At 51.5% G+C, this 24559-nt stretch carries 22 protein-coding genes, 1 tRNA gene and 1 pseudogene; 20 read left to right on the plus strand and 4 right to left on the minus strand.

The features are described from left to right. Positions 1-7: 7 nt before the first annotated feature. The 9 genes from QW71_RS07535 (at position 8) to QW71_RS36960 (ending at position 8690) form a co-directional block, all read left to right on the plus strand. Positions 8-829: an ABC transporter permease gene (locus QW71_RS07535; protein ID WP_039295591.1), complete on the plus strand. Its 822-nt coding sequence runs from the start codon at positions 8-10 to the stop codon at positions 827-829. 30 nt (positions 830-859) lie between these two features. Further along, complete coding sequence (locus tag QW71_RS07540) at positions 860-1612, plus strand: class II aldolase/adducin family protein (RefSeq protein WP_039295593.1); 753 nt, start codon at positions 860-862, stop codon at positions 1610-1612. Between the two features lie 67 nt (positions 1613-1679). Then, positions 1680-3029, plus strand: coding sequence for an MFS transporter (locus QW71_RS07545; RefSeq protein WP_039295597.1), 1350 nt, complete (start codon positions 1680-1682; stop codon positions 3027-3029). 34 nt (positions 3030-3063) lie between these two features. Next, positions 3064-3843 carry an ABC transporter ATP-binding protein gene (locus tag QW71_RS07550; protein ID WP_039295599.1) on the plus strand — a complete coding sequence of 260 codons (780 nt, stop codon included), beginning with the start codon at positions 3064-3066 and terminating at the stop codon, positions 3841-3843. A 29-nt stretch (positions 3844-3872) separates the two neighbouring features. Next, positions 3873-5486 carry a gamma-glutamyltransferase family protein gene (locus QW71_RS07555; protein WP_039295602.1) on the plus strand — a complete coding sequence of 538 codons (1614 nt, stop codon included), beginning with the start codon at positions 3873-3875 and terminating at the stop codon, positions 5484-5486. A 17-nt stretch (positions 5487-5503) separates the two neighbouring features. Further along, positions 5504-6430 carry a cysteine synthase A gene (gene cysK, locus QW71_RS07560; RefSeq protein WP_039295604.1) on the plus strand — a complete coding sequence of 309 codons (927 nt, stop codon included), beginning with the start codon at positions 5504-5506 and terminating at the stop codon, positions 6428-6430. 43 nt (positions 6431-6473) lie between these two features. Continuing rightward, positions 6474-7394 (plus strand): cysteine synthase A, encoded by a 921-nt coding sequence (cysK, locus tag QW71_RS07565; RefSeq protein ID WP_039295607.1) that lies wholly within the window; start codon positions 6474-6476, stop codon positions 7392-7394. A 389-nt stretch (positions 7395-7783) separates the two neighbouring features. Further along, positions 7784-7993, plus strand: a complete 210-nt coding sequence (locus QW71_RS39735) for a hypothetical protein (protein ID WP_235441416.1) — start codon at positions 7784-7786, stop codon at positions 7991-7993. Beyond that, on the plus strand, positions 7956-8690 hold the full coding sequence (locus QW71_RS36960; protein ID WP_235441413.1) for an aldo/keto reductase: 735 nt from the start codon (positions 7956-7958) through the stop codon (positions 8688-8690). Before QW71_RS39735 ends, QW71_RS36960 begins: the two co-directional genes overlap by 38 nt. A gap of 324 nt (positions 8691-9014) precedes the next feature. Here the strand turns inward: QW71_RS36960 and QW71_RS07575 are convergent, their stop codons facing one another. Together QW71_RS07575 and QW71_RS07580 are read right to left on the minus strand one after the other, a co-directional pair. Further along, the gene (locus QW71_RS07575) at positions 9015-9932 is read right to left on the minus strand and encodes an NmrA family NAD(P)-binding protein (protein WP_052769925.1); all 918 of its coding nucleotides are present in this window, start codon (positions 9930-9932) and stop codon (positions 9015-9017) included. A gap of 161 nt (positions 9933-10093) precedes the next feature. Then, a complete protein-coding gene (locus QW71_RS07580) occupies positions 10094-10669 on the minus strand; it encodes a TetR/AcrR family transcriptional regulator (RefSeq protein ID WP_039295610.1) in 576 nt (191 codons plus the stop codon). Between the two features lie 343 nt (positions 10670-11012). Here QW71_RS07580 and QW71_RS41230 point away from each other — a divergent pair. Further along, positions 11013-11172: pseudogene (locus QW71_RS41230) on the plus strand (spore coat protein CotJC); the annotation flags it as partial. Between the two features lie 45 nt (positions 11173-11217). On the opposite strand, the gene QW71_RS42180 reads toward QW71_RS41230, so the two are convergent. Further along, the gene (locus QW71_RS42180) at positions 11218-11523 is read right to left on the minus strand and encodes a transposase (protein WP_160311784.1); all 306 of its coding nucleotides are present in this window, start codon (positions 11521-11523) and stop codon (positions 11218-11220) included. Positions 11524-11650: 127 nt separating this feature from the next. Then, positions 11651-11727, minus strand: a tRNA-Pro gene (locus tag QW71_RS07585). A gap of 513 nt (positions 11728-12240) precedes the next feature. Here QW71_RS07585 and alaS point away from each other — a divergent pair. The 10 genes from alaS to QW71_RS07635 all read left to right on the plus strand — a co-directional run bounded on the left by alaS (position 12241) and on the right by QW71_RS07635 (position 24398). Next, positions 12241-14874 carry an alanine--tRNA ligase gene (alaS, locus tag QW71_RS07590; RefSeq protein WP_039295613.1) on the plus strand — a complete coding sequence of 878 codons (2634 nt, stop codon included), beginning with the start codon at positions 12241-12243 and terminating at the stop codon, positions 14872-14874. A 319-nt stretch (positions 14875-15193) separates the two neighbouring features. Further along, positions 15194-15469: an IreB family regulatory phosphoprotein gene (locus QW71_RS07595; protein WP_036696603.1), complete on the plus strand. Its 276-nt coding sequence runs from the start codon at positions 15194-15196 to the stop codon at positions 15467-15469. Then, positions 15469-15885, plus strand: coding sequence for a Holliday junction resolvase RuvX (gene ruvX, locus QW71_RS07600; protein WP_200905897.1), 417 nt, complete (start codon positions 15469-15471; stop codon positions 15883-15885). Before QW71_RS07595 ends, ruvX begins: the two co-directional genes overlap by 1 nt. 13 nt (positions 15886-15898) lie before the next feature. Further along, positions 15899-16207 carry a DUF1292 domain-containing protein gene (locus tag QW71_RS07605; RefSeq protein WP_036696606.1) on the plus strand — a complete coding sequence of 103 codons (309 nt, stop codon included), beginning with the start codon at positions 15899-15901 and terminating at the stop codon, positions 16205-16207. Further along, entirely contained in the window at positions 16200-16508 is a 309-nt protein-coding gene (locus QW71_RS07610) for a DUF1292 domain-containing protein (RefSeq protein WP_039295631.1), read from the plus strand. The genes QW71_RS07605 and QW71_RS07610 overlap by 8 nt, the downstream gene beginning before the upstream one ends. Before the next feature lie 134 nt (positions 16509-16642). Further along, positions 16643-17689: an endolytic transglycosylase MltG gene (gene mltG / locus QW71_RS07615; RefSeq protein WP_083442461.1), complete on the plus strand. Its 1047-nt coding sequence runs from the start codon at positions 16643-16645 to the stop codon at positions 17687-17689. 48 nt (positions 17690-17737) lie between these two features. After that, positions 17738-18670, plus strand: coding sequence for a peptidase U32 family protein (locus tag QW71_RS07620; RefSeq protein WP_039295634.1), 933 nt, complete (start codon positions 17738-17740; stop codon positions 18668-18670). Positions 18671-18931: 261 nt separating this feature from the next. Continuing rightward, positions 18932-20254, plus strand: coding sequence for a U32 family peptidase (locus QW71_RS07625; RefSeq protein WP_039295637.1), 1323 nt, complete (start codon positions 18932-18934; stop codon positions 20252-20254). Between the two features lie 654 nt (positions 20255-20908). Continuing rightward, positions 20909-23107: a methyl-accepting chemotaxis protein gene (locus QW71_RS07630; protein ID WP_235441414.1), complete on the plus strand. Its 2199-nt coding sequence runs from the start codon at positions 20909-20911 to the stop codon at positions 23105-23107. Positions 23108-23333: 226 nt separating this feature from the next. Then, positions 23334-24398, plus strand: coding sequence for a LacI family DNA-binding transcriptional regulator (locus tag QW71_RS07635; protein ID WP_039295640.1), 1065 nt, complete (start codon positions 23334-23336; stop codon positions 24396-24398). Positions 24399-24559: the final 161 nt, after the last annotated feature.

Raw genomic sequence — 24559 nt, forward strand, 5'->3', positions numbered from 1 at the left:
GGATGGAATGAGCACGCAATTGTCGACTTCGCCGCGCGTTCACAACAAAAAAGTGAATCGCCGAAAAGTGGTCTGGAAGAATATCGCCATAGCGGCAGCCTTTCCGTTATTGCTTGTGGCGGGCTGGCAAACGCTAGGTACCCTGAACATTATCGATACCTTCTTCCTCCCGACACCTTTGGAGATATTGAAGGGGTTTGAAGCCATGATTGGTAGCGGAGAGTTGTTCCATCATCTCGGCGTAAGCGCCCGGAGGGCATTGCTGGGCTTTCTGGCAGGTGGGACTGTCGGCTTTTTACTTGGCATATGGACAGGATTCTCCAGACGGTCGGAGGACTTTATCGATCCTTCGATCCAGCTGGTGCGGATGATTCCCGGGTTGGCGTTAGCGCCGCTAATTACGCTCTGGTTTGGTTTTAGTGAAATGTCCAAAATCGTTATTATTGCGGAGGGCTCTTTCTTCCCTATATATATTAATACGTTTATAGGCATCAGAAGCGTGGAAGGCAAGCTGTACGAGGTGTCTCGCGTATTGCAATTCAACCGGTTCCAGCAAATCGTCCGTCTGGTTGTGCCCTCCTCGTTGCCACATTTGCTGCTGGGCATCCGGCTGTCTCTAGCGATATCGTGGCTGAGTCTTGTGGTTGCGGAACTGATCGGAGCGAGTGAGGGCGTTGGAAGTTTGATCCTGACATCGGCTCAGAACGGCAGAACGGATCTGGTGTTCGTTGGCATTATTATATTTGCGCTTGCAGGCAAGCTTATCGATTCATTGGTCAAGTATCTGGACAAGCGATGGCTCAGTTGGAGAGACAGCTATCAGGGTTAACAGCATAAATTATAAATGGAGGAACAAAAGATGACAACCAATCCTAAAGCGACAAGATTGCAACCGCCTCAATTCGATAATTTAGAGGACGAGCGGGAGCACCGCAAGCAACGGCTGGTAGCGGCTTTTCGGATTTTTGCAAAATTCGGATACGATGAGGGGGTCATGGGGCATATCTCTGTTCGCGATCCGATCAAGACGGATCAGTATTGGACAAATCCGCTCGCCCTCAGCTTCAATCTGATTACGGCAGATGATCTGGTCTTGCAAAATCATAACGGTGAAATCGTGCATGGACATGGTCATGTGCATGGAGGAGCGCTCCAGCTCCATCTGCCGGTTCAGAAATTGAGACCGGACATTAATGCGATTGCCCATACGCATTCTATCTATGGAAAAACATGGTGCGCACTCGGGCGGAAGCTGGACCCCATTACCACAGAATCCGCAGTCTTCTATCAGGCGCATGATGTATTCGACAGCTTCAGGCATGGAGAAGGAGAGGCGCTTGCGAATGCAGTGGGCAGCAACAAAGGGCTGCTGCTCAAAAATCACGGCCTGGTCACCTTTGGCAAGACGGTTGATGAAGCCGCTTATTGGTTCATTTCAATGGAACGGTCCTGCCAGGCCCAGCTGATGGCCGAAGCGGTAAGCAAGCCAGAGCTGATTCCTCCGGAACGGGCCGCGCAGGTCTCCCAGCGTTTTACGCCGGATATGGGCTGGCTTAACTTTCAGCCCTATTATGAAAGTATTGTCCGCGAGCACCCCGAGTTGTTTCGGTAAGCGGCGGCGCGATGCTATCTGACTATGGGCGCACGGCGACTGGCAGCAGGATAGCGGTAGGGCCCGCATGAGTGCCAGACGACAATACTGGATAACGATCACGGTCGCGCTGGGCGTTATGATGAACCCGATCAACACAACGATGATAACCGTAGCCTTTTCCCGCATACAGGAAAGCTTCGGAGCGAATTTCAGAGATGTATCCTGGCTGATTGCTTCCTATTATATAGTGAGCGCCATCGCGCAGCCGCTAATGGGCAAGGTGAGCGACATGGTCGGGGCCAAGCGCATATATATTTGGGGGCTGCTCCTGGTATGCCTCTCATCTATGCTCGCTCCGCTGTCTGCCAGTATGGGTGAGTTAATGGCTTACCGGACCATTCAGGCCTTCGGGACATCGGCCTTACATCCGGCAGGCATGAGCCTGCTGAAATATTACGTATCGGACAAGCAGGCGAAAGCACTTGGAATCGTTGGCGTGTTCTCGACATTCTCTGCGGCCGTTGGACCATCCGTCGGCGGTATCCTTATTCATTACAGTGACTGGAAAGCCATTTTTCTGGTCAATTTTCCGATCGTCGCGCTTACCATAGCTCTCGTTTTTTGGGCCATCCCGAAGGACTCCGTTCTATTTGAAAGAAAGATGGCGGCGGAACTGGACTACACCGGCATTCTGCTGTTTGCGGCAAGCATGGTGGGGTGGTTTGCTTTTTTTCAAAACCTGGCGGATCCGCTTTACTGGCTGCTGCCGCTTAACGTGCTGTCAAGCGTTTGGTTTTACCGGCATGAGAGCACTTCGACAATGCCGTTTATCGATATCCGGATTCTCCGGTCCAACCGTGCATTAGGCTTGATTTACGTTCAATATATGCTGGTCAACATCATACTGTATTGCATTTTGTTCGGGTTGCCAGCCTTTCTGATAACGAGCGCGGGTCTTGGAACAGGAGAAGCCGGGCTTGTCATGCTGGCTATGTCGGCTCCCAATCTGGTATCGCTGCCCGTTATGGCGAGGTGGGTGGAACGGAGCGGGCCCGCTTATGCGATGTTAGCCGGAGCGATCGGCTCGGTGATTACCCTAATCCTGTTTACCGGTGTGAAAGCCGATACGGGAATCGTCATCATCTGTTTGCTGCTGACGCTGTTCGGCCTGTCGAATTCGGCTCAGAGTTTCAGCGTACAGAACGCCTTGTACCGGATGGTTGACAGCCGCGGGATCGGCGTATACTCCGGGTTGCTGCAGGCCTTCAGATTTATCGGAACGATTACGTCCTCCTGCGTGCTGGGTTTGGTGTTCGGCAGCAATGTGTCCACGCAAGGACTTCATGTCATGGCGCTACTATGTGCTGGTGTCGCGGCTATGACCTTACTGGTCGCATGGAGGATCGCTCACCGTATCGGAAGGCAACCGGAATAAGTCATATTTGAGATGAAGGGAGCTGTGTTCAACAATGAGTGTACCGCTTCTAGATATACAACAGCTGGACAAGAAATTCATCTCCGGCAACAAAGTGGTTCAAGCACTTCATAATATCAACTTGAAAGTCAATGCTGGTGAGTTAGTTACGGTTATCGGCCCAAGCGGCTGCGGTAAAAGCACGCTGCTTCGCATCGTTGCGGGGCTGGATACAGATTTTGAAGGAACCGTAAAACTTTCCGGGGAGAACATTGCAGGTCCGGGAATTGAGAAAGGATTTGTTTTTCAGGAGCCGAGGCTGTTCCCCTGGCTTACGGTTGAGCAGAATATCGCAGCCGATTTATCGCTGCGCAAGCCGGAAATCCGCGAGAAGGTTGACGAATTAATTGAACTGGTGAAGCTGCAAGGCTTCGAAAAATCGTATCCGAAGCAATTGTCCGGAGGGATGGCGCAGCGGGTATCGATCGCAAGAGCGCTGCTGCGCAACCCCAAGATCCTGTTGCTTGACGAGCCGTTTGGCGCGTTGGACGCCTTTACCAGGTCTCATATGCAGGAGGCACTGCTTGATATATGGGAGACAAACAAAACAACGATGATTTTTGTAACTCATGATCTAGACGAAGCGGTCGTACTGGCTAACAGGATTGTGATTCTGAGACCGCGCCCCGGCGAGGTTCGTCGGATCGTCAAGATCGACCTGCCGTTCCCGCGGAAGAAAGCGAGCACTTCGTTTCAGGAGCTTCGTTACCAGGTGCTAAGCGAATTTGAAAAAATTGAGGAGCTTTCGTTTGGAGAAGCAGGAGCTGGCATCTGAGGCGGACAGCAAAGAAGGGGGAGTCAATTATGATAGCAAACGATCCGTTGTACCATCCGTACCCGGCTTATCGGCCGCCGGTATACGCCGGCCGGGGGATGGTGGCGACATCCCAGCCGCTTGCCGCCCAAGCGGGACTGGATATGCTGAAGCGGGGCGGCAATGCAGTCGATGCCGCCATTGCCGCAGCAGCGGCTCTGACCGTCGTAGAGCCTTGCTCGAACGGGATTGGAGGCGATGCGTTTGCAATTATATGGCATGGCGGCCAGTTGCACGGCTTGAACAGTAGCGGTCCGGCGCCCGCCGCCATCTCGATCGGGGCATTGTGTGAGGCTGGTTATACTGTGATGCCGCAATACGGACCGATTCCGGTTACGGTACCAGGCATTCCGGCGGCCTGGGCGGAATTATCGGAGAAATTCGGTAAACTGTCGTTGGAGGAAACATTGGAGCCCGCTATTCAATATGCAGAGTACGGATACCCGGTATCTCCCGTGACTGCCCATCACTGGAACAAAGCCTTTCATGTATACAAGCAAGAGCTAAGAAATCCGTATTTCTCTCACTGGTTCGATACCTTCGCACCAGCCGGACGAGCTCCGCAGGCTGGAGAGCTATGGCGATCGCCGGATCATGCGCTGACGCTTCGCAGCATCGGCAACAGTGGTGCCCGTGACTTTTATGAAGGAGAATTGGCCAAGCGGATTAGCCGCTTTGTCGGGGATGCCGGCGGCTACTTGACGGAAGACGACTTACGAAGATACAAGCCCGAATGGGTTCAGCCGATCAGTACCGCCTACCGGGATTATGAAGTGTGGGAGCTGCCGCCGAACGGACAGGGACTAGTAGCGCTTATTGCATTAAGTATTCTGGATGGCTACGAACGTCATGCGGCAGGAGATGTAGAGACCTATCACAGGCAGATCGAAGCGATTAAGCTCGCTTTCGCCGATGGCTATCGTTATATTTCGGATGCGTCAAGGCTGACAGCGACCCCGGCTGATCTGCTCGATCCGGCTTATGCGGCGGTGCGCAGGAAACTGATCGGAAATCAGGCGCTTCAGCCAGCACCGGGAGACCCCCGCAGTGGTGGCACAGTTTATCTGGCCGCAGCCGACGGCGAAGGCAATATGGTGTCCTTCATCCAGAGCAATTACATGCAGTTTGGTTCGGGAATGGTCGTTCCCGGCACGGGTATTGCGCTGCAAAACCGTGGCAAGGATTTTTCGCTGGATGAGACGCATCCCAATGCGCTGGAGCCCGGAAAGAAAACGTATCATACGATTATTCCAGGCTTTCTGACGAAGGGCGGCCAGCCGGTGGGCCCGTTCGGCGTTATGGGCGGTGTCATGCAGCCTCAGGGACATGTGCAGACTCTGATGAACGCCATCGACTTCGGCTTTCATCCGCAGGCAGCACTCGATGCGCCGCGCTGGCAGTGGACAGGAGGCAAAACCGTGCTGGTCGAGCCGCAGTTCCCGGCTGCCTGTGCGCAGGCGCTTAGCCGCCGCGGCCACGACATCCGGATCGCACTGGAGTCGGGATCCTTCGGCAGAGGCCAAATCATTTGGCGGGACAACGGGAGCGGAGTTCTGCTGGGCGGGACGGATTCGCGTGCTGACGGCAGTCTGGCCGTCTGGTAGTGAAGGGAGGAATTGCGATGACAGCCAGAAAAGTAAACCACATAACCGATCTGATAGGAGAAACTCCCGTTGTACGCTTGAACCGGCTCACCGGTGAAGGCGACGCCGAGGTTTACGTCAAGCTGGAATACTTCAACCCCGGGGGGAGCCTCAAGGATCGGGCGGCGTATAATATGATCGTTCAGGCCGAGCTGAGCGGCCGGCTTAAGCCGGGATCGACGATCATTGAGCCGACCAGCGGAAATACGGGTATAGGTCTTGCGATGACTGCCGCCTCAAGAGGCTACAAGCTGATTATTACGATGCCATCTAATATGTCCAAGGAGCGCATCAATGTACTGAAGGCCTATGGTGTAGAGGTGGTGCTGACGCCAGCCTCCGAACGGATGTCCGGGGCCATTCGCAAGGCACTAGAGCTGCAACGGCAAATCCCCAACAGCTTTGTCCCACAGCAGTTTGAGAATCAAGCCAATCCCGACATTCACAGGGCGACAACGGGTCCGGAAATATTGCAGCAAATGGAGGGTAGGCTCGACGCATTTATATCGACGGCGGGAACGGGAGGCACCATAACCGGTGCAGGCGAGTTTCTGCGACAGGCGTTGCCCGGCATCCGGATTGTGGTGATCGAGCCGGAAGGCTCGCCAATGTTATCAGGCGGCAAGCCGGGTATGCACAAGCTGATAGGAGCAGGCCCCGGCTTTGTGCCGTCCGTATTGAATCAAAGCGTATACGACGAAATCGTAAGAGTATCGGATAAAGCAGCCATTGCTACCGCAGGTAAAATGGCTGCCCAGGAAGGTATTCTTGTAGGTCCTTCCTCAGGAGCCGCAGTATGGACCGCGCTGCGGGTAGCCAAAGAGCTGGGAGCCGGCAAACGAATTGTTTGCGTCGCACCTGATAGCGGGGAACGTTATTTAAGTTCAGACTTTTTTAAATTTTGATTCTCTTCGATGTCAAGCATGAACAAAAAAGGAGTGTATATCAATGGCATCTATTGTTGTAGACAGTATTACCGATCTCATAGGCTGTACTCCCGCCGTCCGGATTACGAAAATGACAGCTCCTGAGGACGCCGACGTGTTCGTCAAGCTGGAATACTTCAATCCGAGCGGCAGCGTTAAGGATCGGGCGGCATACAATCTGATTCTACAGGCGGAGCTCGACGGGCGGCTGAAGCCAGGCGCGACCATTATTGAGCCGACAAGCGGGAACACCGGCATTGGCCTGGCGATGAATGCTGCAGCCAAAGGATATCGTTTAATTATAACGATGCCTTCGAACATGAATAAGGAACGCATCCAAATTTTGAAGGCGTATGGCGCCGAGGTCGTTCTGACTCCCGCCGAGGAGCGCATACCCGGTGCGATCCGCAAGGCGCTTGAATTGCATGCCGGGATGCCGGGCAGCTACCTCCCCCAGCAATTCGAAAATCCGGCCAATCCGGACATTCACCGAACAACAACGGCCCGGGAAATTCTGGAGCAGCTAGAAGGGCGTCTGGACACATTCATTGCCACGTCCGGGACGGGAGGAACCATTACCGGTACAGGCGAGGAACTGCGCAAGTCACTGCCCGATCTTCGCATACTGGTGGTGGAGCCGAAGGGATCACCGGTCCTATCGGGTGGTGCTCCCGGCCCGCATAAGCTTGTAGGCACGAGCCCTGGTTTTATTCCACCGATTCTGAATCAATCCATCTATGACAAGATTGTTCAGGTAAGTGACGAGGATGCCTTGCAAACGGTTAGACTACTGGCCCAGCGGCAAGGTATACTGGTAGGTCCCTCCTCTGGGGCTTCTGTCTGGACGGCGCTCCAAGAGGCGAAACGGCTCGGTAAAGGGAAACGGGTCTTATGCATCGCTCCTGATAATGGAGAGCGCTATTTGAGTTCGGATATATTTTGATATAGCTGTTCAAGCCAGCTGGCTCCCCCGGGAACGGGATGCTGAACTGGCGGGGAATTCCTTGCTTTCATAGCATGTCACGACTTCAAACCACCCGTGTGACGGGTGGTTTTGATGTTAAACGGTAAAGTTTTACCGATCGTTCTCAATATGTTATATTGAGCATTGGGATGCAGGAATAAGGGTAATGGAAATAATATCCATACGCAAAGAAAGATTGCAATATATAGCCGATGGACAGAGTAAGCTCTTATCTGAACAATCATGGAGATCCAACTGGCAAGTATTATTGTATCATTCCCTTTGTATTTTCTAGTATGATCGTTCTCGAATTGCTTTTCCATTAAAGTAATCTTTATAAATTGCCGCATCGTTTAGCCATGGCACCCATGACACGCAACAGGGCAGAAGAGGATGGCACACCGGGAGAATTAAGCTCCCTGTATTATGCCCAAAGAGCATCGATGGGACTTTTGATTACAGAAGGTGTACAGCCGGCCGCATGTCGCATCCTGACAATACACCCCATCATCGTCAGCCCGTTGCGCCGTCACTGCGGATGTGTATTCAAGCGGTCAAGCCGAAGAGATACTAGGTGAATTATTAAAAGGACGCAGACAAAATGTCATTCTGGCCACCAAAGGCGGTATGCCTATGGGTAGTGGACAGAATCAATCAGGAAATTCGAAATATTGGATTAAACGGGCAGTAGAGGATAGCTTGAAAAGACTGCAAACCGACTATATCGATCTGTATCAATTACATCAGCCTGACCTAAATACCGATATAGAAGAAACGCTGGGCATACTTACGGATCTGGTGAGTGAAGGGAAGATACGTTATATTGGCACATCCAATTTTCAGGCCTGGCAAGTTACAGAGGCCCAGTGGACCAGTGAGCGTAAGAATACAGCACGCTTTGTCTCGGAACAGTCCCCTTATTCCATTTTAAACCGCAGCATTGAATTTGATTTGCTTGCTGCCACAGCTAAATACGGTATGGGTGTTCTGGTATGGAGTCCGCTTTCGGGAGGGCTATTAACGAGGAAAAACCGTTTTGGAGAGGCGGTTTCCGCCGATTCCAGAGCAGCCACCTTTGCGGGGAGCCTGCAATCCATTGTAGACCCTAACCGGGAGGAGAACCGCAGCAAATTTGAAGCCATAGCTAAGCTCCAAACACTGGCAGATGAGGGCGGGACTGACTCTGCCGCATCTGGCCATGGCGTTTACCCAGGCTCATTCTTCCATCAGCAATTGTTGGGGCTAGGACCATCGGGCAGCTTCGTGATACCTTAAAGGGGAGCGGCATCCGGTTAAGTAAAGATGTTCTGGATGCGATTGATTCTATTGTCCCGGCTGGAGTAACTCTGGACGCGATGGAAAAGGGATGGACCCCAGGATGGCTGCAAGCAGGCAAACGACGAATTCTTCGTTAAGCACTTTCCGGCTGCAACAGTTGTCAGAAAGCAGGAAGCAACAAAACACTAAATGTCAGCAGGGCAAGTGTATTGACACTTGCCTATTTGTAAGCCCTGAGGTAAGCCCTTTCCACTTCCTGAGGGAAAGCGAAGGGACTGAAAAGTTTGCTCTGCCGATAATTGGAGATTTATACAAGGGTTTTCAATGTACAATATTAAATCGATGCTTGTTCTCTTCGACCCACTCCGCAAAAGGCTTAAGCTCTACACCATACTGCCTTGTTTCTTGAATATCGAATCCGTAGCCGGGTATTTCCTCCATCCACTCCATGAAATTAACCGTCCCCTCCAACATGCCGCGCTTCCGGGCTGCTACGCTGCCGACTGTTTCGAAGATCACATTCGTGTCAAGAACGCGGCTCAGAGTCTGGGCGATCTCTGTCATGGACAACTCATCGCTTGCGACATTAATATCCTTTTCGTGAAACTTTTGCGGATGCTCAAAGGCAGCACGCGCAAATTTGGCTGTATCCTCCCCGGAATTCAATTTTAAGGGGGTATCGGCTTGCATCGTGCCAAACAAAACTCCATTTGTCAGCTCCGGCGCCATCATTACTGAATTCGGTTCTACAAAGTTCTCCATAAACCAGCAAGGGTGGAGAATCGTCCAATATTGGAATCCGCCATTGCGGATAAGCTCTTCAATATCGTATTTATTCTCCCAGGTCTGAACCAAATACTTGTATTTATCCCACCGTGGGAACAAATTGCTGCCGGCGACCGAGGTGTGTACGATTTGTCCGACTCCCGCATTCTTTGCAGCCTGGACCATATTTGCGGCATTTCGCGGCTCAATCGTTTGATCATAGGGATCGGCATACTGTACCGAAAAAATCGCCGATACGTTCGCCATGGCAGGCTCAAGCGAGACCGGATCGGCCAAGTCTCCTTGAATCAGTTCCGCGCCTTTGGCGGCCATCGCCCGGGCTGCCGCAGATTCCGGGTTTCGGGTCAGAATCCGCACACTGTGACCGTGGTTCAACAACTCGCGGGCCACGTTACCGCCTTGCGTACCTGTACCGCCTACAACCAATATCGTTGTTGTATGATGAGCTTCCATAGTGAATCACTCCAATCTCAATTAAGGAATAATCGAATTATATTACTTGGGTAAAGTTAAGTCAATACCCAGGTAAACATAAATCGTATTCCAGCTAGAAACCGGAACACCGGACAAAACAAAAACGCCCCTCAAAAGCGGGGCGTTACCTCTGATAACAACTATGCTTCATTAAGAATCAGCAAAATTTCAAACCTTTTCCTGGTTTCGTTCAGAACATCGAAGCTGCCGCCCGTGACAGCCCAATTCAATATGACTCCGTTGGCTGTATAGCACATTGAATCAAGCAGGTCTTCAGCGCTCGCCGGGTTCTTGAATTGGCCTGCATCCTTGGCTCTCTGAAGCAAGGCTGGAATAATATTGCTGAGCAAGGCGGATTTGCTCTTATCAAGCGGAAGCAGCTGGTTTTGAAGGTGGATTCTATAATTCTCCTTGGTCATCTCGACGCCAAGCCGAACAATGTGCTTCACAAAAATCTCCATAGCTTTCAACGCCTGGGCGGCAAAATCAGTAACGGAAAGAATGTCCAGTAAATCATCACTGGATACCATATTGTCAAACGAGAAGAATTCGGAAACTAACGCATCCTTGGATTTGAAATGGTAGTAAAACGCGGTCTTGGTCACATTGATTTCATTGCAGATCTGATTGATAGTGACCTGATCAAAGCCATGTTGGTTGAATAGATGCATGCTTGTCGATAAAATAGCTTCTTTGGTTGCACCCCGGTTGCTCATTTTCTTTCCACTCCTTTCGTTTTATTATAATTCATATAACAAAGAAATAAAATTACATTACCCAGGTAAAGTTTATGCGGCAGATTTGCTGGAGGCAGTTGAACAGGCGCACCGGTATATCGAACAATTTCACGTATCGGATCCGGATGAACCGGCTTGAGCCGGATAAGATTATACTGAATAAAGGGGGTGCACGGTTCTGCCGGAATTACCCGGCTGGCTAACCAGTTCCAGGAGCTGTATGGTCCGCTGCAGAACTTTGGGCGTGCTTATTCCTAATGTCCGTGGGAATGGAGAAGTCCGGCATGTGGATATACGAAAAGAAGCTGCAGTATCCGGTACGGAATTTGTTCATTTAGAGAGGATCGCCACCATGATCTAACAAGCTGACCAAGGATGCGTCTGTTCAGGAACTCGAAGCAGGCGGTCTTAGCCTTAACTATGCGACAAGGGATCACGCCCTGTTCTACCAGAATGCGGCAGGTGTGCTGTGGACGGCCAGCTAATTGCAGCCAAGGGTGGCGGCTCAGATTGCCGAGAAACCCAGGTCATCCAAAGACCTTGGGCTTCTTTTGTATTTTAATGACGAGCTGCAAACAGGGAAAATGAGGGGTTATCCCTGTTCGTTTGCGGTACAACTGCTTGCCCGACTTGCTGAGCCGGTTGTTCCGGACCCCATCCTTGCTGTCCTCCCAGACATGCCTTGTCACCACTTTTCTGTGGTTCTTGGATTGCTTACACTCGTTAAAAAACGGACAACTTTTACACTGCTCTGGATCTGAGGCATACTGCTGGAAGCCTGTGCGGCCCGTTGTCCGGTAGTTCAGTTCTTGGCCGGCCGGGCAGACGTACACATCTCGCTCAGCGTCAAACGCAAACTTCCATTTTTGGAAACAGCCCTTGCTTGGAATGGTGGAAGCTTAGTCTAAAAAACTCAAACAAAAAAACCCTTATAAATCAAGGGTTCCGGCACTAACAGTATGGTCGAGACGACAGGATTCGAACCTGCGGCCTCTTACTCCCGAAGCAAGCGCTCTACCAAGCTGAGCTACGTCTCGACGTTCTGAACAAATTGAATTATACGCCTGTATGTAAGCGCTGTAAATATTCTTTTTAGCACAGCTTACCGGCCCCGATCAGGCAATTTTCCTGCCCGAGATTGACAGATATCAGGCCGCTGGCTATACTTGAAATGTTAAAATGCAAATCGGACAAAACGTTGATGAAAACAAGTACGCCGGAGAATGGCTCCATCAGAGAACAGGTTCCTTTGCGGATTCCCCGCAATTGGCTGTGAGAACCTTGAAGACAGGCCGGCAGAAAGCTAGTTTCGGAGTGCGGGGACAATCCCGCCGGGGGGCACCCGTTAACAGCCGCACAAGGCGATCGTCTGCAGCTGTCCGTGATTCTGCGGAACAAGGCGATAACCAGGGTGGTACCGCGATAATCATCGTCCCTGAATTTAATTCAGGGGCGTTTTTTGTTTTTGATTTTTCGGGTAACTTTTTGGGGCAACAATGAGTTTTCCGGCCAAAGTGCCGCATTAAATGATGAGACGGGAGCTGTACATGATGAAAGCAAGTGAAATCCGATCCAAATGGCTGCAGTTTTTTGAGAGTAAAGGTCACCGAATTGAGCCGAGCGCCTCGCTCGTGCCCCACAACGATCCATCGCTGCTGTGGATTAACGCAGGCATGGCACCGCTGAAGGCCTACTTCGACGGCCGGGAGATTCCTGAGAATCCCCGCCTGACCAACTCGCAGAAATGTATCCGTACCAATGATATTGAGAACGTGGGCAAGACGCGCCGTCACCACACGTTCTTTGAGATGCTGGGGAACTTCTCCATCGGCGATTACTTCAAGGAAGAAGCGATTACCTGGGCTTGGGAATTCCTGACCGGCAAGGAATGGATCGGCTTCGACGGCGACCGGATTTCCGTTACGGTATATGCCGAGGACGAAGAAGCGTTCAAGCTGTGGAATGAAAAAGTCGGTCTGCCTGCAGAACGCATCATCAAGCTGGGTGACGAGAACTTCTGGGATATCGGCGAAGGTCCTTGCGGCCCTTGCTCAGAGATTTTCTATGACCGCGGCGAAGCTTACGGCAGTGACATGAGTGATCCTGAGATGTATCCGGGCGGCGAGAATGAACGCTGGCTGGAAGTGTGGAACCTCGTGTTCTCGCAGTTCAACCATAACAAGGACGGTAGCTACACACCGCTTCCTAACAAGAATATAGACACCGGAGCGGGTCTGGAACGCTTCGCTTCCATTCTGCAGGATGTGGACTCCAACTTCGACACCGACCTGTTCCAGCCGATTATCCAGAAGACTGCCGGACTTGCCGGTGTAACCTACAAGGATAATGTTGAACAGGATATCGCGCTAAAAGTCATTGCTGACCATGTACGTACCGTTACTTTTGCAGTAGGTGACGGAGTACTTCCTTCTAATGAAGGACGCGGCTACATTATCCGCCGTCTGCTCCGCCGTGCCGTGCGTTACGGCAAGACCCTGGGACTGGATCGCCCGTTCCTGCATGAGCTGACAGAGACAGTGGGCGACATCATGGGAGTGTATTATCCTTCCGTAGTGGAGAACCGTGAATATATTGCCAAAATCATCCGTCTGGAAGAGGAACGCTTCCACGAAACACTGTCCGACGGTCTGGCTATCCTGGGCGAGATCAGCGCCAAAGCCAAAGCTGACGGCCTGAGTACCATTGCCGGCGCTGATGCGTTCAAGCTCTATGACACTTACGGATTCCCGTTTGACCTGACAGAGGACTTCGCTTCCGAGCAGGGGCTTACGGTAGACCGTGAAGGCTTCGATGCTGCGATGCAGGAGCAGCGTGACCGCGCAAGAGCAGCCCGCCAGGACAGCGCCAGTATGAAGATTCAGGGCGGAGCACTTGCCGAGCTGACGGTTAAAAGTGAATTTGTTGGATATAATGACACGGTAACGGAGTCAAAAGTGCTGGCGATTGTAGTTGACGGTGCACTTGTTGATGTCGTCAGTGAAGGCGCCCAGTGCCAGGTTATCCTTGAAACGACTCCGTTCTATGCGGAAAGCGGCGGCCAGGTCAGCGACACCGGACTTTTGACCGGCGGCTCTGTGACTGCCAAGGTTACCGGACTCTTCAAAGCTCCGCACGGCCAGCATGTGCATCTGGTTACTGTGGAAGCCGGAGACCTGAAGGTTGGAGATACGGTCCGTGCGGAAGTGAACCGTGCCGAGCGTGAGGATATCGTGAAGAACCATACGGCAACCCACCTGCTGCACAAAGCGCTGAAGGAAGTGCTTGGCGGCCATGTTAATCAGGCAGGTTCTTTAGTAGAAGGCTCACGCCTGCGCTTTGACTTCTCGCATTTCGGAGCCATCACTCCGGAGGAGCTCAGCGATATCGAACAACGCGTGAACGCCCAGATCTGGCGCGGCCTCGATGTTGTCATTGAGAATAAGCCGATTGATGAAGCCAAAGCTATGGGAGCGATGGCCCTCTTCGGAGAGAAATACGGCAATATCGTCCGTGTCGTGCAGGTCGGCGACTACAGCCTGGAGCTGTGCGGCGGATGCCACGTAGCCAATACATCGCAGATCGGAATCTTCAAGCTGCTCAGTGAGAGCGGCATTGGTTCCGGTGTGCGCCGGATCGAAGCGGTGACCGGCCGCTACGCCTACCAGTTCACGGAGAGCCAGCTGGATCTGCTGAAGCAATCGGCAGCACTGCTGAAGTCCTCGCTGACGGATGTGCCTAAGCGGATCGAAGCTCTGCATGCCCAGGTTCGTGAGCTGGGCCGCGAGAACGAATCGCTGCAGTCCAAGCTGAGCGCAACCTTTGCAGCTGAGCTGACCAGCAGTGTAATTACAGTTGGCGGCGGCACACAGCTGTTGGCAGTATCCGTGCAAGCCGGCAATATTGATGCTCTGCGCTCGACTGCCGATGAACTGAAATCCAAGCTTCCGGATGCCGTACTGGTGCTCGGCGCAGTAATGGATGACAAGGTGAACTTTGTGGTTGCTGTGCCGCAGGGCCTGGTGAAGAAAGGCTTCCATGCCGGCAAGCTGGTCAAAGAAATCGCTGCGGTCTGCGGCGGCGGCGGTGGCGGACGTCCGGACATGGCACAGGCTGGCGGCAAGGATGCCTCCAAGCTGGGCGAAGCCCTGAAGAAGGCCGAAGAGCTTGTAGCTGCATTGGCTTAACGGATTGCCTGAAATAGCTGAGAAATTCCCCGGATAAAGATACAGCGGTACTGAGGGCAACATATCAGTACCGCTGCTTTATTCACAAAATGTATAATTTTTGGGGTTATTCATTATTGACCCGGGGCTTGCAATAGCTTAAAACCCAAAAAAACATCTATTTTTGTAGATAAAATACCAAAAAAAGCGCTTTTACAGTGGCAGGATTTCCTCGTTGGGCCATGAATATGTTATGATGAAGGCAGCAAGTAAGCTGTACAGCAGCAACTTTGCGAAGCCGCCCGAATAGGGGTGATTTTGCAGAAGGAAGGTGTCACAAATGGACTCCATGGACAAAACGGTCAAATTCAATGTGAAGGGCGACGAAAAGGAAGCTTCTCCCCAGGAAATTTTACTCGCCGTGTACGACGCGCTGGTGGAGAAGGAATATCATCCGATCAACCAGATCGTAGGGTATCTACTTTCCGGAGATCCGGCTTACATTCCGCGCCACAACAATGCGAGAAGTTTGGTCCGGAGAAAAGAACGTGATGAGCTGATTGAGGAACTGGTCCGGTTCTATCTGGCCAATCATCGGGTGGACCAGCCGAAATGATGAAGAAGCTGGGACTGGATTACGGCGACCGCAGAATTGGTGTCGCCACAAGCGATATTTTCGGGTGGACAGCGCAGGCTTTGGAGACTATTGAACGGCGCGGAAACGGCAACGAATATGACCGTATCCGTGAACTGGTCAAGGAGTACGAAATCGGTGAGATTGTCGTTGGGCTGCCAAAGAATATGAACGGCTCAGTAGGACCCCGTGGTGAAATTTGCATCGAATTCGCAGGCAAGCTGCGGGAGCAACTTGATTTACCCGTACACCTTTGGGATGAGCGTCTGACGACGGTATCTGCTGAGCGGGTGCTGATTGAAGGGGACGTCAGTCGGAAGAAACGCAAGGGGATTGTGGACAAAATGGCCGCAGCCCTGATATTGCAAAATTTTTTGGATGCTAACAGTAAAAGGTGAGGGGTGTGCGGATATGACAAACGAGCAGATCGGCCAAGAAGAAGAACCGGAAATTATCTATATTCCTGATGAGGAAGGTAATGAAGAGGAATTTGAGGTCATCATGAAGTTTGAAGTCGACGGATCGGACGCGAAGTATATGATGGTGGTTCCACTGGATTCTGAGGATGAAGAGACTGATGAAGTCTATGCGTTCCGTTACGAAGAAGACGGCGACGACTTGCAGCTGTTCATGATTGAGAATGACGAGGAATGGGCTATTGTAGAAGAAACCTTCAATACTTTGGTAGACGAGCTGGATGGAGGAGCGGAGAATGACTGATTTTTCCGCTGATCAAGCGGTATGGACTTCGAAGCTTAAAGAAGTATACGGAGAAACAGTAGAACTGGAAGATGAGCAGGGCAAGTCTTCCGTTTACGATATTATTGCTGAATTTGCTGTCGGTGACCGTGCTTATGCTGTTTTGGCCGGTTCAGGAAGAGCTGCGGAGCAGGAAATTCTGCGGATCGTGGTTTCTCCTGACGGGCTTCCTGAGCTGGAGAGTATTATGGACGATGAAGAGTGGGAGGATGTTTCCGAGCTGTACGATGAGCTTACCTTCCCGGCTGAAGACACCGAATAAAGTCATAGCAGTAGCACGGAAGAGGGCGGATTTTTTTCCGCGCTCTTTTTGCTTGGAATGCAGAAAAATAAAAAAGTGTTGAATTTAAGACAATACAATTTTATACTTTATAGTCGGAAAGTGAGGCGTAACATTTGAAAGCCGTGATCCGCACTGTGCTTATTATAATTCTTGTCCTGGCAGCTGCTGCAGGGGGAGGAGCATGGTATATCTGGAATGGAATGCAGCCGGTAGAGCCCGCAGGGCCGGCCGTGACGGTTACGATAGAGAAGGGTATGGGAAGCTCGCAAATTGCCGACCTGCTCGAAGAGAAGGGAATCATCAAGAACGGATTGTTTTTTAAAGGGTATTTAAAATGGGTCCAGGAAGGCTCCAGCTTCAAGGCAGGAACCTATAACGTGAGTCCGGGCGACTCTTATGATACCTTGATCAGCCGGATGAATGCAGGGGATGTCGTGAAGGAAGATACCGTTGTATTCACGATACCCGAAGGGTATACGGCGACTCAGGTTGCAGATAAGCTGGCTGAAGCGTGGAACCAGAAGGCAGAGGTTTTTCTGCAGTTGATTGATTCAGGTGCGGGCCTTGAGGCAGTAGGAACTTTAGGAATCCCGGAGAATAAGGAGCTGCGGCACCGTCTTGAAGGGTATCTGTTCCCGGAAACCTATGAGCTGGCCAAGGACAGTACTCCGCAGGAGGTCATTGGAGCCATGCTGGAGCAGCTGGTGAAGAAGCTGGACACGATCCCTGAGTGGAAGGCAAAGCTGGCGAACCGTGGACTTACCTTGCATGAGCTGATGACGGTTGCTTCGCTCGTAGAGCGTGAGGTGGTAGTGAACGAGGAACGTCCGCTGGTCGCCGGTATCATTTATAACAGACTGGACAAGGGTCAGAAGCTGGAGATTGATGCTACGGTCCAGTATTTACTGGACAAGCAGAAGGAACGGCTCTACGAGAAGGACCTGAAGGTGGACAGCCCTTATAATACGTACAAGCAGGAAGGACTGCCGCCTGGACCGATCAGCAGCCCGGGGCTTGCTTCTATAGAAGCCTCAATGACTCCGGAGGTATCGGAATATTTCTTCTATGTCACCAAGAAGGATGGTTCCCAGGGGCATTTATTCGCCAAGACCTACAAGGAACATTTAGCCAATATCGAAAAAAGCAAACAAAATCAGTAGGAAAAAAGCTACAATAGTATTGATGCGATAGGCACAGGAGGTAACACAATGAATAACAAACCGGAGCTGCTGGCGACAGCAGCCTCGCTGGAAGAAGCGGCGGCTTTGCTTGCGGCAGGCGCAACTGCGCTGCTGATCGGAGATGACCGTTTCGGCATGCGGCTCGCCGGGCATTTCTCGCTGGAAGATACTGCAGCAGCTGTAAAGCTTGCACATGATACAGGCGGTAAGGTGTACGTAAGCATAAACGGGCTGATCTCCAATAAAATGCTGGAAGAGCTGCCGGCTTACGTCAAAGCAATCAGCGAATTGGGTGTAGACGGGGTCGAATTCGGAGACCCTGCTGTCCTGGCAGCCGTAAAGGCGGAAGCGCCAGGGCTGAAGCTGCACTGGAATGCAGAAATGACCTCCACCAATTACGCCACAGCCAACTATTGGGGCAGCAAGGGAGCTTCGCGGGTCGTCTTGGCACGTGAGCTGAATATGGATGAAATGACCGAAATGGTACCTCATCTGGAAGTCGAAGCCCAGGTGCAGGTACATGGCATGACGAATATTTATCATTCCAAGCGTAAGCTGGTAGCCAGCTATATGTCTCATCAAGGGCGTCCGGGTGATGGCGGCAGCCTTGGCAAGGAGCGCGGGCTTTTCCTGATCGAAGCGGAACGGCCGAATGAGAAGTTCCCGATATATGAGGATGAGAACGGAACACATATTATGAGCTCGGACGATATTTGTATCCTTGAGGATCTGCATTTCCTGCTGAAGGCTGGCGTGCACAGCCTGAAGATTGAAGGGCTGCTGAAGCCGGTGGCATATAATGTAGCTGTGGTAAAGGCTTACCGCCATGCTATTGACTCGTATTCCGCTGATCCGGCTGAATATGCTTACGATGAGGCCTGGATGGATGATATCCGGGCGCTGCAGGACCCTGAACGTGAACTGTCGTTCGGCTTCTTCTACAAAGAACAGGTATATTAAAATATATAAAAATATTTAATTTACTGTTTTAAAATTGGACTTAAAGCTTAACCTTAAAGATGAAGTAACGGAGGGGATTTTTGAAACTGGAGGAGCGGCAGCGTCCGCCTTTGTCTCCGGATGTTATCCGCAAAGCGGTATAATCAAAAACATCTGGAGACAACAGCGGCCGGAAGTTCAAACAATTCCCGCAGTTACGCTCCATCTAAAGGGGAAGTTATAAGGTCGGTTTTGACAGCAAAGATAGGAGGGAGAACAGGAATGGGAACCATGACCAAGCCCCAATTCAAGGGCAAACGTTACCGTCTGGACAAACCGGAGCTCCTGGCTCCGGCAGGAAACTTAGAGAAATTGAAATTCGCCGTGCATTATGGCGCGGATGCAGTATATATTGGAGGACAGAAATACGGCCTGCGCTCGGGAGCGGATAATTTCACTTTTGAGGAAATGCGCGAGGGCGTTGAATTTGCCAAGAAATATGGCGCCAAAGTATTCGTAGCGACGAATATCTACGCTCACAATGAAGACATCGCCGGGATTGAAGAATACCTGCGTAACTTATATGAAGCCGGCATTGCTGCCATTATTGTAGCCGATCCGGTGATTGTGGATACCGCGCTTCGCCTGGTACCAGGTCTTGAGGTGCATCTCAGCACCCAGCAGTCCACGCTCAACTGGCAGGCGGTATCTTTCTGGAAGCAGGAAGGACTGCCGCGGGTCGTGCTTGGCCGGGAGACCAGCCTGGAGGAGATTGCCGAGATCAAGCAGCATGTGGACATTGAGATTGAGAGCTTCATCCACGGTGCGATGTGCTCCTCGTACTCCGGACGTTGTGTATTGTCCAATCACTTTACAGACCGCGATTCCAACCGCGGGGGCTGCTGCCAGTCCTGCCGCTGGAAATACGACCTGTTCGAAGATGGCCGTCCGGAAGGAACCTGGGTATCGGAAGAGGATCAGGCAGTGGCGCCTCAGGCATTGCAGCCTGGCGTAACCCAGCTGCCGCTGCATCAGCCGGAGGATAATCCGTTCTCGATGGGTTCGAAGGATTTGTGCATGCTGGAGAGTATTCCTGAGCTGATCGAAGCCGGGATTGACAGCTTTAAGATCGAAGGCCGGATGAAGTCGATCCATTACGTGGCAACGGTGGTCAATGCGTACCGCAAAGCGATCGATGCCTATATGGCTGACCCGGAAGGTTATGTGCTGAAGCCGGAATGGCTGGAGGAGCTGCAAAAGGCGGCAAACCGTCCGCTCAATACAGGTTTCTTCTACGATACGCCGGATCATGAGGATCATATTTATGAGCCGGAGGAAAAAGCGGCACCTTATGATTTCGCCGGCCTGGTGCTGGAATATGATGCGGAGAGCGGCATGGCACTTGTCCAGCAGCGCAATAACTTCAAGCCGGGCCAGGAAGTGGAATTCTTCGGACCGGATGACACCTTCTTCAAGCAGACCGTAGGCGAGCTGTGGGACGAGGCGGGGAAACCGCTGGATGTTGCCCGTCATCCGCTGCAGCGGGTGCGCATGAAGGTTGATCAGCCTGTAGCTTACTTTGACATGATGCGTAAAAGAAAATAAAGTCATAAGAAAGATTTAAAGGGATGTCCTTCTTCTAGAAGGGCGTCCTTTTTGCGTATATTCCTTGGAATCCGCCGGAAGGCGGGCTGGATCTGAAGAAAGATGAATGTGGAATGAACTTTCCGGCTGCTCTCCCCGGAGCAGGGGACCTCTTACTGAATCGGACTGAGAAGCCGCTTTTTTGCCAAAAGCCTGCCTAATCTGGATGAAGCGGACTGAGAATCCTTTATCTTGTTCTTCTAAGCTTCAAATGAGCTGATTCAGAACAATTAACGGAATCTCAGTCCGGTTGTCGCGAGATTTCGCCTGATTTGGCCGAATAGCGGAATCTCATTCCTCCTAACAAGCGGACGTGGCCATGGAGCGTCTGCCAAGCTCCGGCTGGAAAATAATGCAGCCGGGGAGCTTCATACGCTCCGGTTTGATTCCCCCGTAGGGGGATTTTAGTTCTAGACCAAAATACTTATGCAGTTCGACAAAAACATAAAAATTCTGAAGCAATTTCTATAAAATACTAAGAAAAATGAGCCTTTGTGCCGATATATATCACAGGTAACGCTTACATACGTCTTCTAATCTAATTGGCAGGTGATTGTAATGGGGGCTCCAAATCCGGAGAGCGACAGAGACAAACCGAAAGAGAGAAGGATTAAAGTGGGAAAGAACAGTAAAAAGCCTAAGGTTGTACAAAAGGCTGAGACAGGCCAAACAGGTGATACCCAGACAACAAGTAAAGCGGCAGTTCAAAAACTAACTTTAAAGAACGTCCTGAATGGTTCAGTACGCCAGGTAAAGAGAGTTAACCCGCTGAAGTCCGTTGGTGTTAAGCTTTTCCTGATATTCTTATCTTCAATTGTGATTGTTGTGCTGTTCCTGGGGATTCTGTCTTACAACAAAGCCAAGAATACCATTAAGGATAATGTTTCCGAAGCCAACCGGCAGACGATTATCCAGACTTCTGAGAAGCTTGATATTACCTTGAAGCAGTATGAAAATTTGGCACTTCAGCTGTATTTCGATACGCAAATGCAATCGAATCTGACTGAGCTTGCCGCTGCTGCGAGCAGTTATGATAAATTTGTGGCTACTGATGCCGTCAGCAAGAAGCTCTCCAGCCAGACTACAACAGATTCCAATATCGTAGCGATCTCACTGATTCCAGAGGATCCTGCGATGACGATAATATCGAGCGGGAGCTCCGGTCTTACCGTGGACGGCTTAAGAGATCAGGAATGGTACAAGACTGCTGTCAAAAATTCAACCTCGTATGAGCCATACTATACCTCGGAAGCGAAGTCCGCACAGAACTACTGGTTCCCGACTTCCGTTGAAGGCGATGGCGGCAAGAATATCGCTATGGTCAGATCGCTCAAGAACCTGGGCTCGAATGCAGGTTATGTTGTTTTGCTTGAGCTTAAGAGCACTCTGCTTGAAGAAGCCTTCGAGAGCGTGAAGCTTGGGGACGGTTCGCGGATTCAGCTGGTATCACCGGAAGGAATGGTAGTTGCTTCTTCAGTACCGGCAGAGGACGGCAAGGTCTCAGAGCTTAACTTTATTATGGAGAGCAAGAAGAACAGCGAGAGTCAGGAAGCAAAGGATGCGAATGGCAAAGATGTCCTGGCGGTGTACAACCCGATGGAGAAGGCGGACTGGAAGCTCGCCGGAGTTGTTCCTACCGGCCAGCTGGTTGAAGCTGCCACTCCGATTCTGTTCACAACATTTATAGCGGCTGGAGCTGCAGCGCTGCTTGCCATACTGGTCGGCTTCTGGATGGTACAGATGATTGCCAAGCCGCTGGCACGTCTGAAGGATCTTATGGTTCAGGGGGCCAAGGGTGACCTTAGCGTCCGTACAGAGTATGTCTCGAAGGATGAGATTGGAGATCTGTCCGCCTCCTTCAATCTGATGATGGGGCGGATCACCGAGCTGGTTGCCCAGACAACGGAAACTGCGCGTGAGGTGCTTGAAACAGCCAATGATCTGGGCGACGCTTCCCGCAAGACGGCGATTTCTGCCAAGGAGATTGCTGCTGCTACGGAAGAGATTGCCGGCGGTGCCGGAAGTCTGGCGCAGGAGGCGGAACGCGGCAATGAGCTGACGGATCTGATTGCTACGCAGATGCAAAGTGTGATTGCTGCTAATGCCGAGATGGACCAGGCCGCCCGCGGAGTAGGGGAAGCCAGCGGACACGGTGCCAGCCAGCTCGAAGAGCTGCTGGAACAGACGGGCCGCACCGGTGAGATGACAAGCGCACTGGTGGACCGGGTCAACAACCTGAAGGACACGGTATATTCCGTGATTAAGGTGCTGGATGTAATGAAGAATATTACCCAGCAGACGAATATCCTGTCTCTAAATGCAACGATTGAAGCGGCAAGAGCGGGTGAAGCAGGCAGAGGCTTCATGGTCGTAGCTGGTGAAGTCCGGCAGCTCGCTGACCAATCCAAGCAGTCTATCGCCTTGGTTGCCGGCATTACAGACAAGATTATGGCTGAAATGGATGAGACAGTAGCAGTGCTGTCAGAAGTGGCCCCGCTGTTTAAGGAACAGATGAGTTCAGTCAAGAGTACCAGTGATATCTTCGTATCGGTGAAGGGACAAATGGAAGACTTCATTACCAGCCTCGAATCGGTCACCGGTGCCATCGACAGCCTGAATCATTCCCAAGGCGTGTTGTCCGATGCCATGAGCAATGTAAGTGCGGTTGCGCAGCAGTCTTCGGCCACTTCTGAAGAAGTTGCTTCCCTCAGCAATGAGCAGCAGAATGTTAGTGATCAGCTCGTATCGCTGTCCGGTAAGCTGCAGAGTGCATCGACACAGCTGGAGAGCAAGCTGTCACTGTTTAAGATATAAGCAGGCGGCAACGTACAATAACAAATTGAATCGTTCCGGGCATATAAATGTTGCATTCCGCCGCTTCTTTCCATCCGGGAAGGAGCGGTTTCTTTATGCTTGTACATCGGTTCGCGACCCCGTATAATAATTTTGTTAGCTAAATGTTATGATTTCCGAAAAAGTTAGCAACACTGAATAAAGACTCGTTATGTTAAACAGTGAATAGTATCTGGAGGTCTTATATATGGCTAAGAAAGTCACTATGCAAAAAATCGCCGACCATCTCGGCGTTTCCAAGTTTGTCGTGTCCAAATCCCTGTCCGGCAAAGGCGGTGTCAACGAAACTACCCGGGAGCGGGTCATTCAGGCGGCTTCGCAATTAGGCTACTTCACTCAGAAGAATGCCTATGTTCAAAGTATTAAACGCCCTCCGCAGCCTGTGGACAGTGACCGGAACAAACAGTCGGTCCTGGTGCTTATGCCTAATATCCGTTCGCAAACCCAGGATTCCCTATACTGGGGGAAGATTGTTGACGGCATTGCACTGGCGCTGGACCAGGAAGGTCTGGGCATGGTCATAGTCTCTGAGCACCGGACGGATAACTTCGTTAATATTCTCAACCCTAACGGACTGCTCGGGCTGATTGGTGTGGGCCAGATCTCGACCTCACTGCTGCTGGAGGTGCACCGTATCGGCCTGCCGATGGTACTGATTGACCATGAAGATACGCTTATTCCAAGTGATACGGTATTCGCCAATAATACGGATTCCATGACCCGGCTCAGCAATCACCTAATGGGCACGGGACATACAGAGCTGCATTTTATCGGAAATATCCGCTATTCCCGCAGCTTCCGTGACCGCTGGATCGGCTTCCGCAGCGCCCTGGAAGAGAATGGAATGAAGACGCCTGCCGGGGATGATGAAATGCTGCAGCTGGAGGGAATGGATGATGGAACTTTTGATGAGAGCTTTAAGCAATGGATGCAGAGACGCAAGAAAACCAAAAGTCTGCCAACTGCACTAGTCTGTGCCAATGATTTCATTGCGCTCACGATTAGTGATGTACTCAAAGCGGAAGGCTTTGCGATCCCGGGTGAAGTTTCGGTAACCGGCTTTGACAATATTGAGGACGCCACACGGGGGGTTCCCCCGCTCACTACTGTACATGTTCCGAAAGAGGCAATGGGCCGGGCGGCTGTAGAGAAGCTGCTAAACCGTATCCATAATCCTGCCGCACCGCTGGAGAAGATCCTGATTGCTGCCGACATTGTCCACCGGGATTCGGTGGCTGGACCAAGAGCATAGTTGGAATTATCAATGCGTCTGAGCCGGTGTCCGCTATCCGCGCGCTAACTGCTGCTATGAACACGCCGATTCCTTACACTCGATTCGCTACCGGCAGAATGAAGACTCATAAGTAAGCAGCGAAGGTATAATAGTTGTACTAAAATAGGAAATGTCCCGGT

The organism is Paenibacillus sp. IHB B 3415, from assembly GCF_000802655.2.
GTDB classification, from domain to species: Bacteria; Bacillota; Bacilli; order Paenibacillales; family Paenibacillaceae; genus Paenibacillus_AQ; species Paenibacillus_AQ phytohabitans.

Excerpts from the sequence above, each read along its gene's own strand:
- QW71_RS07535 (WP_039295591.1), top strand. The coding sequence starts at position 8 with ATGAGCACGCAATTGTCGACTTCGCCGCGCGTTCACAACAAAAAAGTG.
- QW71_RS07540 (WP_039295593.1), top strand. The coding sequence starts at position 860 with ATGACAACCAATCCTAAAGCGACAAGATTGCAACCGCCTCAATTCGAT.
- QW71_RS07545 (WP_039295597.1), top strand. The coding sequence starts at position 1,680 with ATGAGTGCCAGACGACAATACTGGATAACGATCACGGTCGCGCTGGGC.
- QW71_RS07550 (WP_039295599.1), top strand. The coding sequence starts at position 3,064 with ATGAGTGTACCGCTTCTAGATATACAACAGCTGGACAAGAAATTCATC.
- QW71_RS07555 (WP_039295602.1), top strand. The coding sequence starts at position 3,873 with ATGATAGCAAACGATCCGTTGTACCATCCGTACCCGGCTTATCGGCCG.
- cysK (WP_039295604.1), top strand. The coding sequence starts at position 5,504 with ATGACAGCCAGAAAAGTAAACCACATAACCGATCTGATAGGAGAAACT.
- cysK (WP_039295607.1), top strand. The coding sequence starts at position 6,474 with ATGGCATCTATTGTTGTAGACAGTATTACCGATCTCATAGGCTGTACT.
- QW71_RS39735 (WP_235441416.1), top strand. The coding sequence starts at position 7,784 with ATGACACGCAACAGGGCAGAAGAGGATGGCACACCGGGAGAATTAAGC.
- QW71_RS07575 (WP_052769925.1), bottom strand. The coding sequence starts at position 9,932 with ATGGAAGCTCATCATACAACAACGATATTGGTTGTAGGCGGTACAGGT.
- QW71_RS07580 (WP_039295610.1), bottom strand. The coding sequence starts at position 10,669 with ATGAGCAACCGGGGTGCAACCAAAGAAGCTATTTTATCGACAAGCATG.
- alaS (WP_039295613.1), top strand. The coding sequence starts at position 12,241 with ATGAAAGCAAGTGAAATCCGATCCAAATGGCTGCAGTTTTTTGAGAGT.
- QW71_RS07595 (WP_036696603.1), top strand. The coding sequence starts at position 15,194 with ATGGACTCCATGGACAAAACGGTCAAATTCAATGTGAAGGGCGACGAA.
- ruvX (WP_200905897.1), top strand. The coding sequence starts at position 15,469 with ATGAAGAAGCTGGGACTGGATTACGGCGACCGCAGAATTGGTGTCGCC.
- QW71_RS07605 (WP_036696606.1), top strand. The coding sequence starts at position 15,899 with ATGACAAACGAGCAGATCGGCCAAGAAGAAGAACCGGAAATTATCTAT.
- QW71_RS07610 (WP_039295631.1), top strand. The coding sequence starts at position 16,200 with ATGACTGATTTTTCCGCTGATCAAGCGGTATGGACTTCGAAGCTTAAA.
- QW71_RS07620 (WP_039295634.1), top strand. The coding sequence starts at position 17,738 with ATGAATAACAAACCGGAGCTGCTGGCGACAGCAGCCTCGCTGGAAGAA.
- QW71_RS07625 (WP_039295637.1), top strand. The coding sequence starts at position 18,932 with ATGGGAACCATGACCAAGCCCCAATTCAAGGGCAAACGTTACCGTCTG.
- QW71_RS07635 (WP_039295640.1), top strand. The coding sequence starts at position 23,334 with ATGGCTAAGAAAGTCACTATGCAAAAAATCGCCGACCATCTCGGCGTT.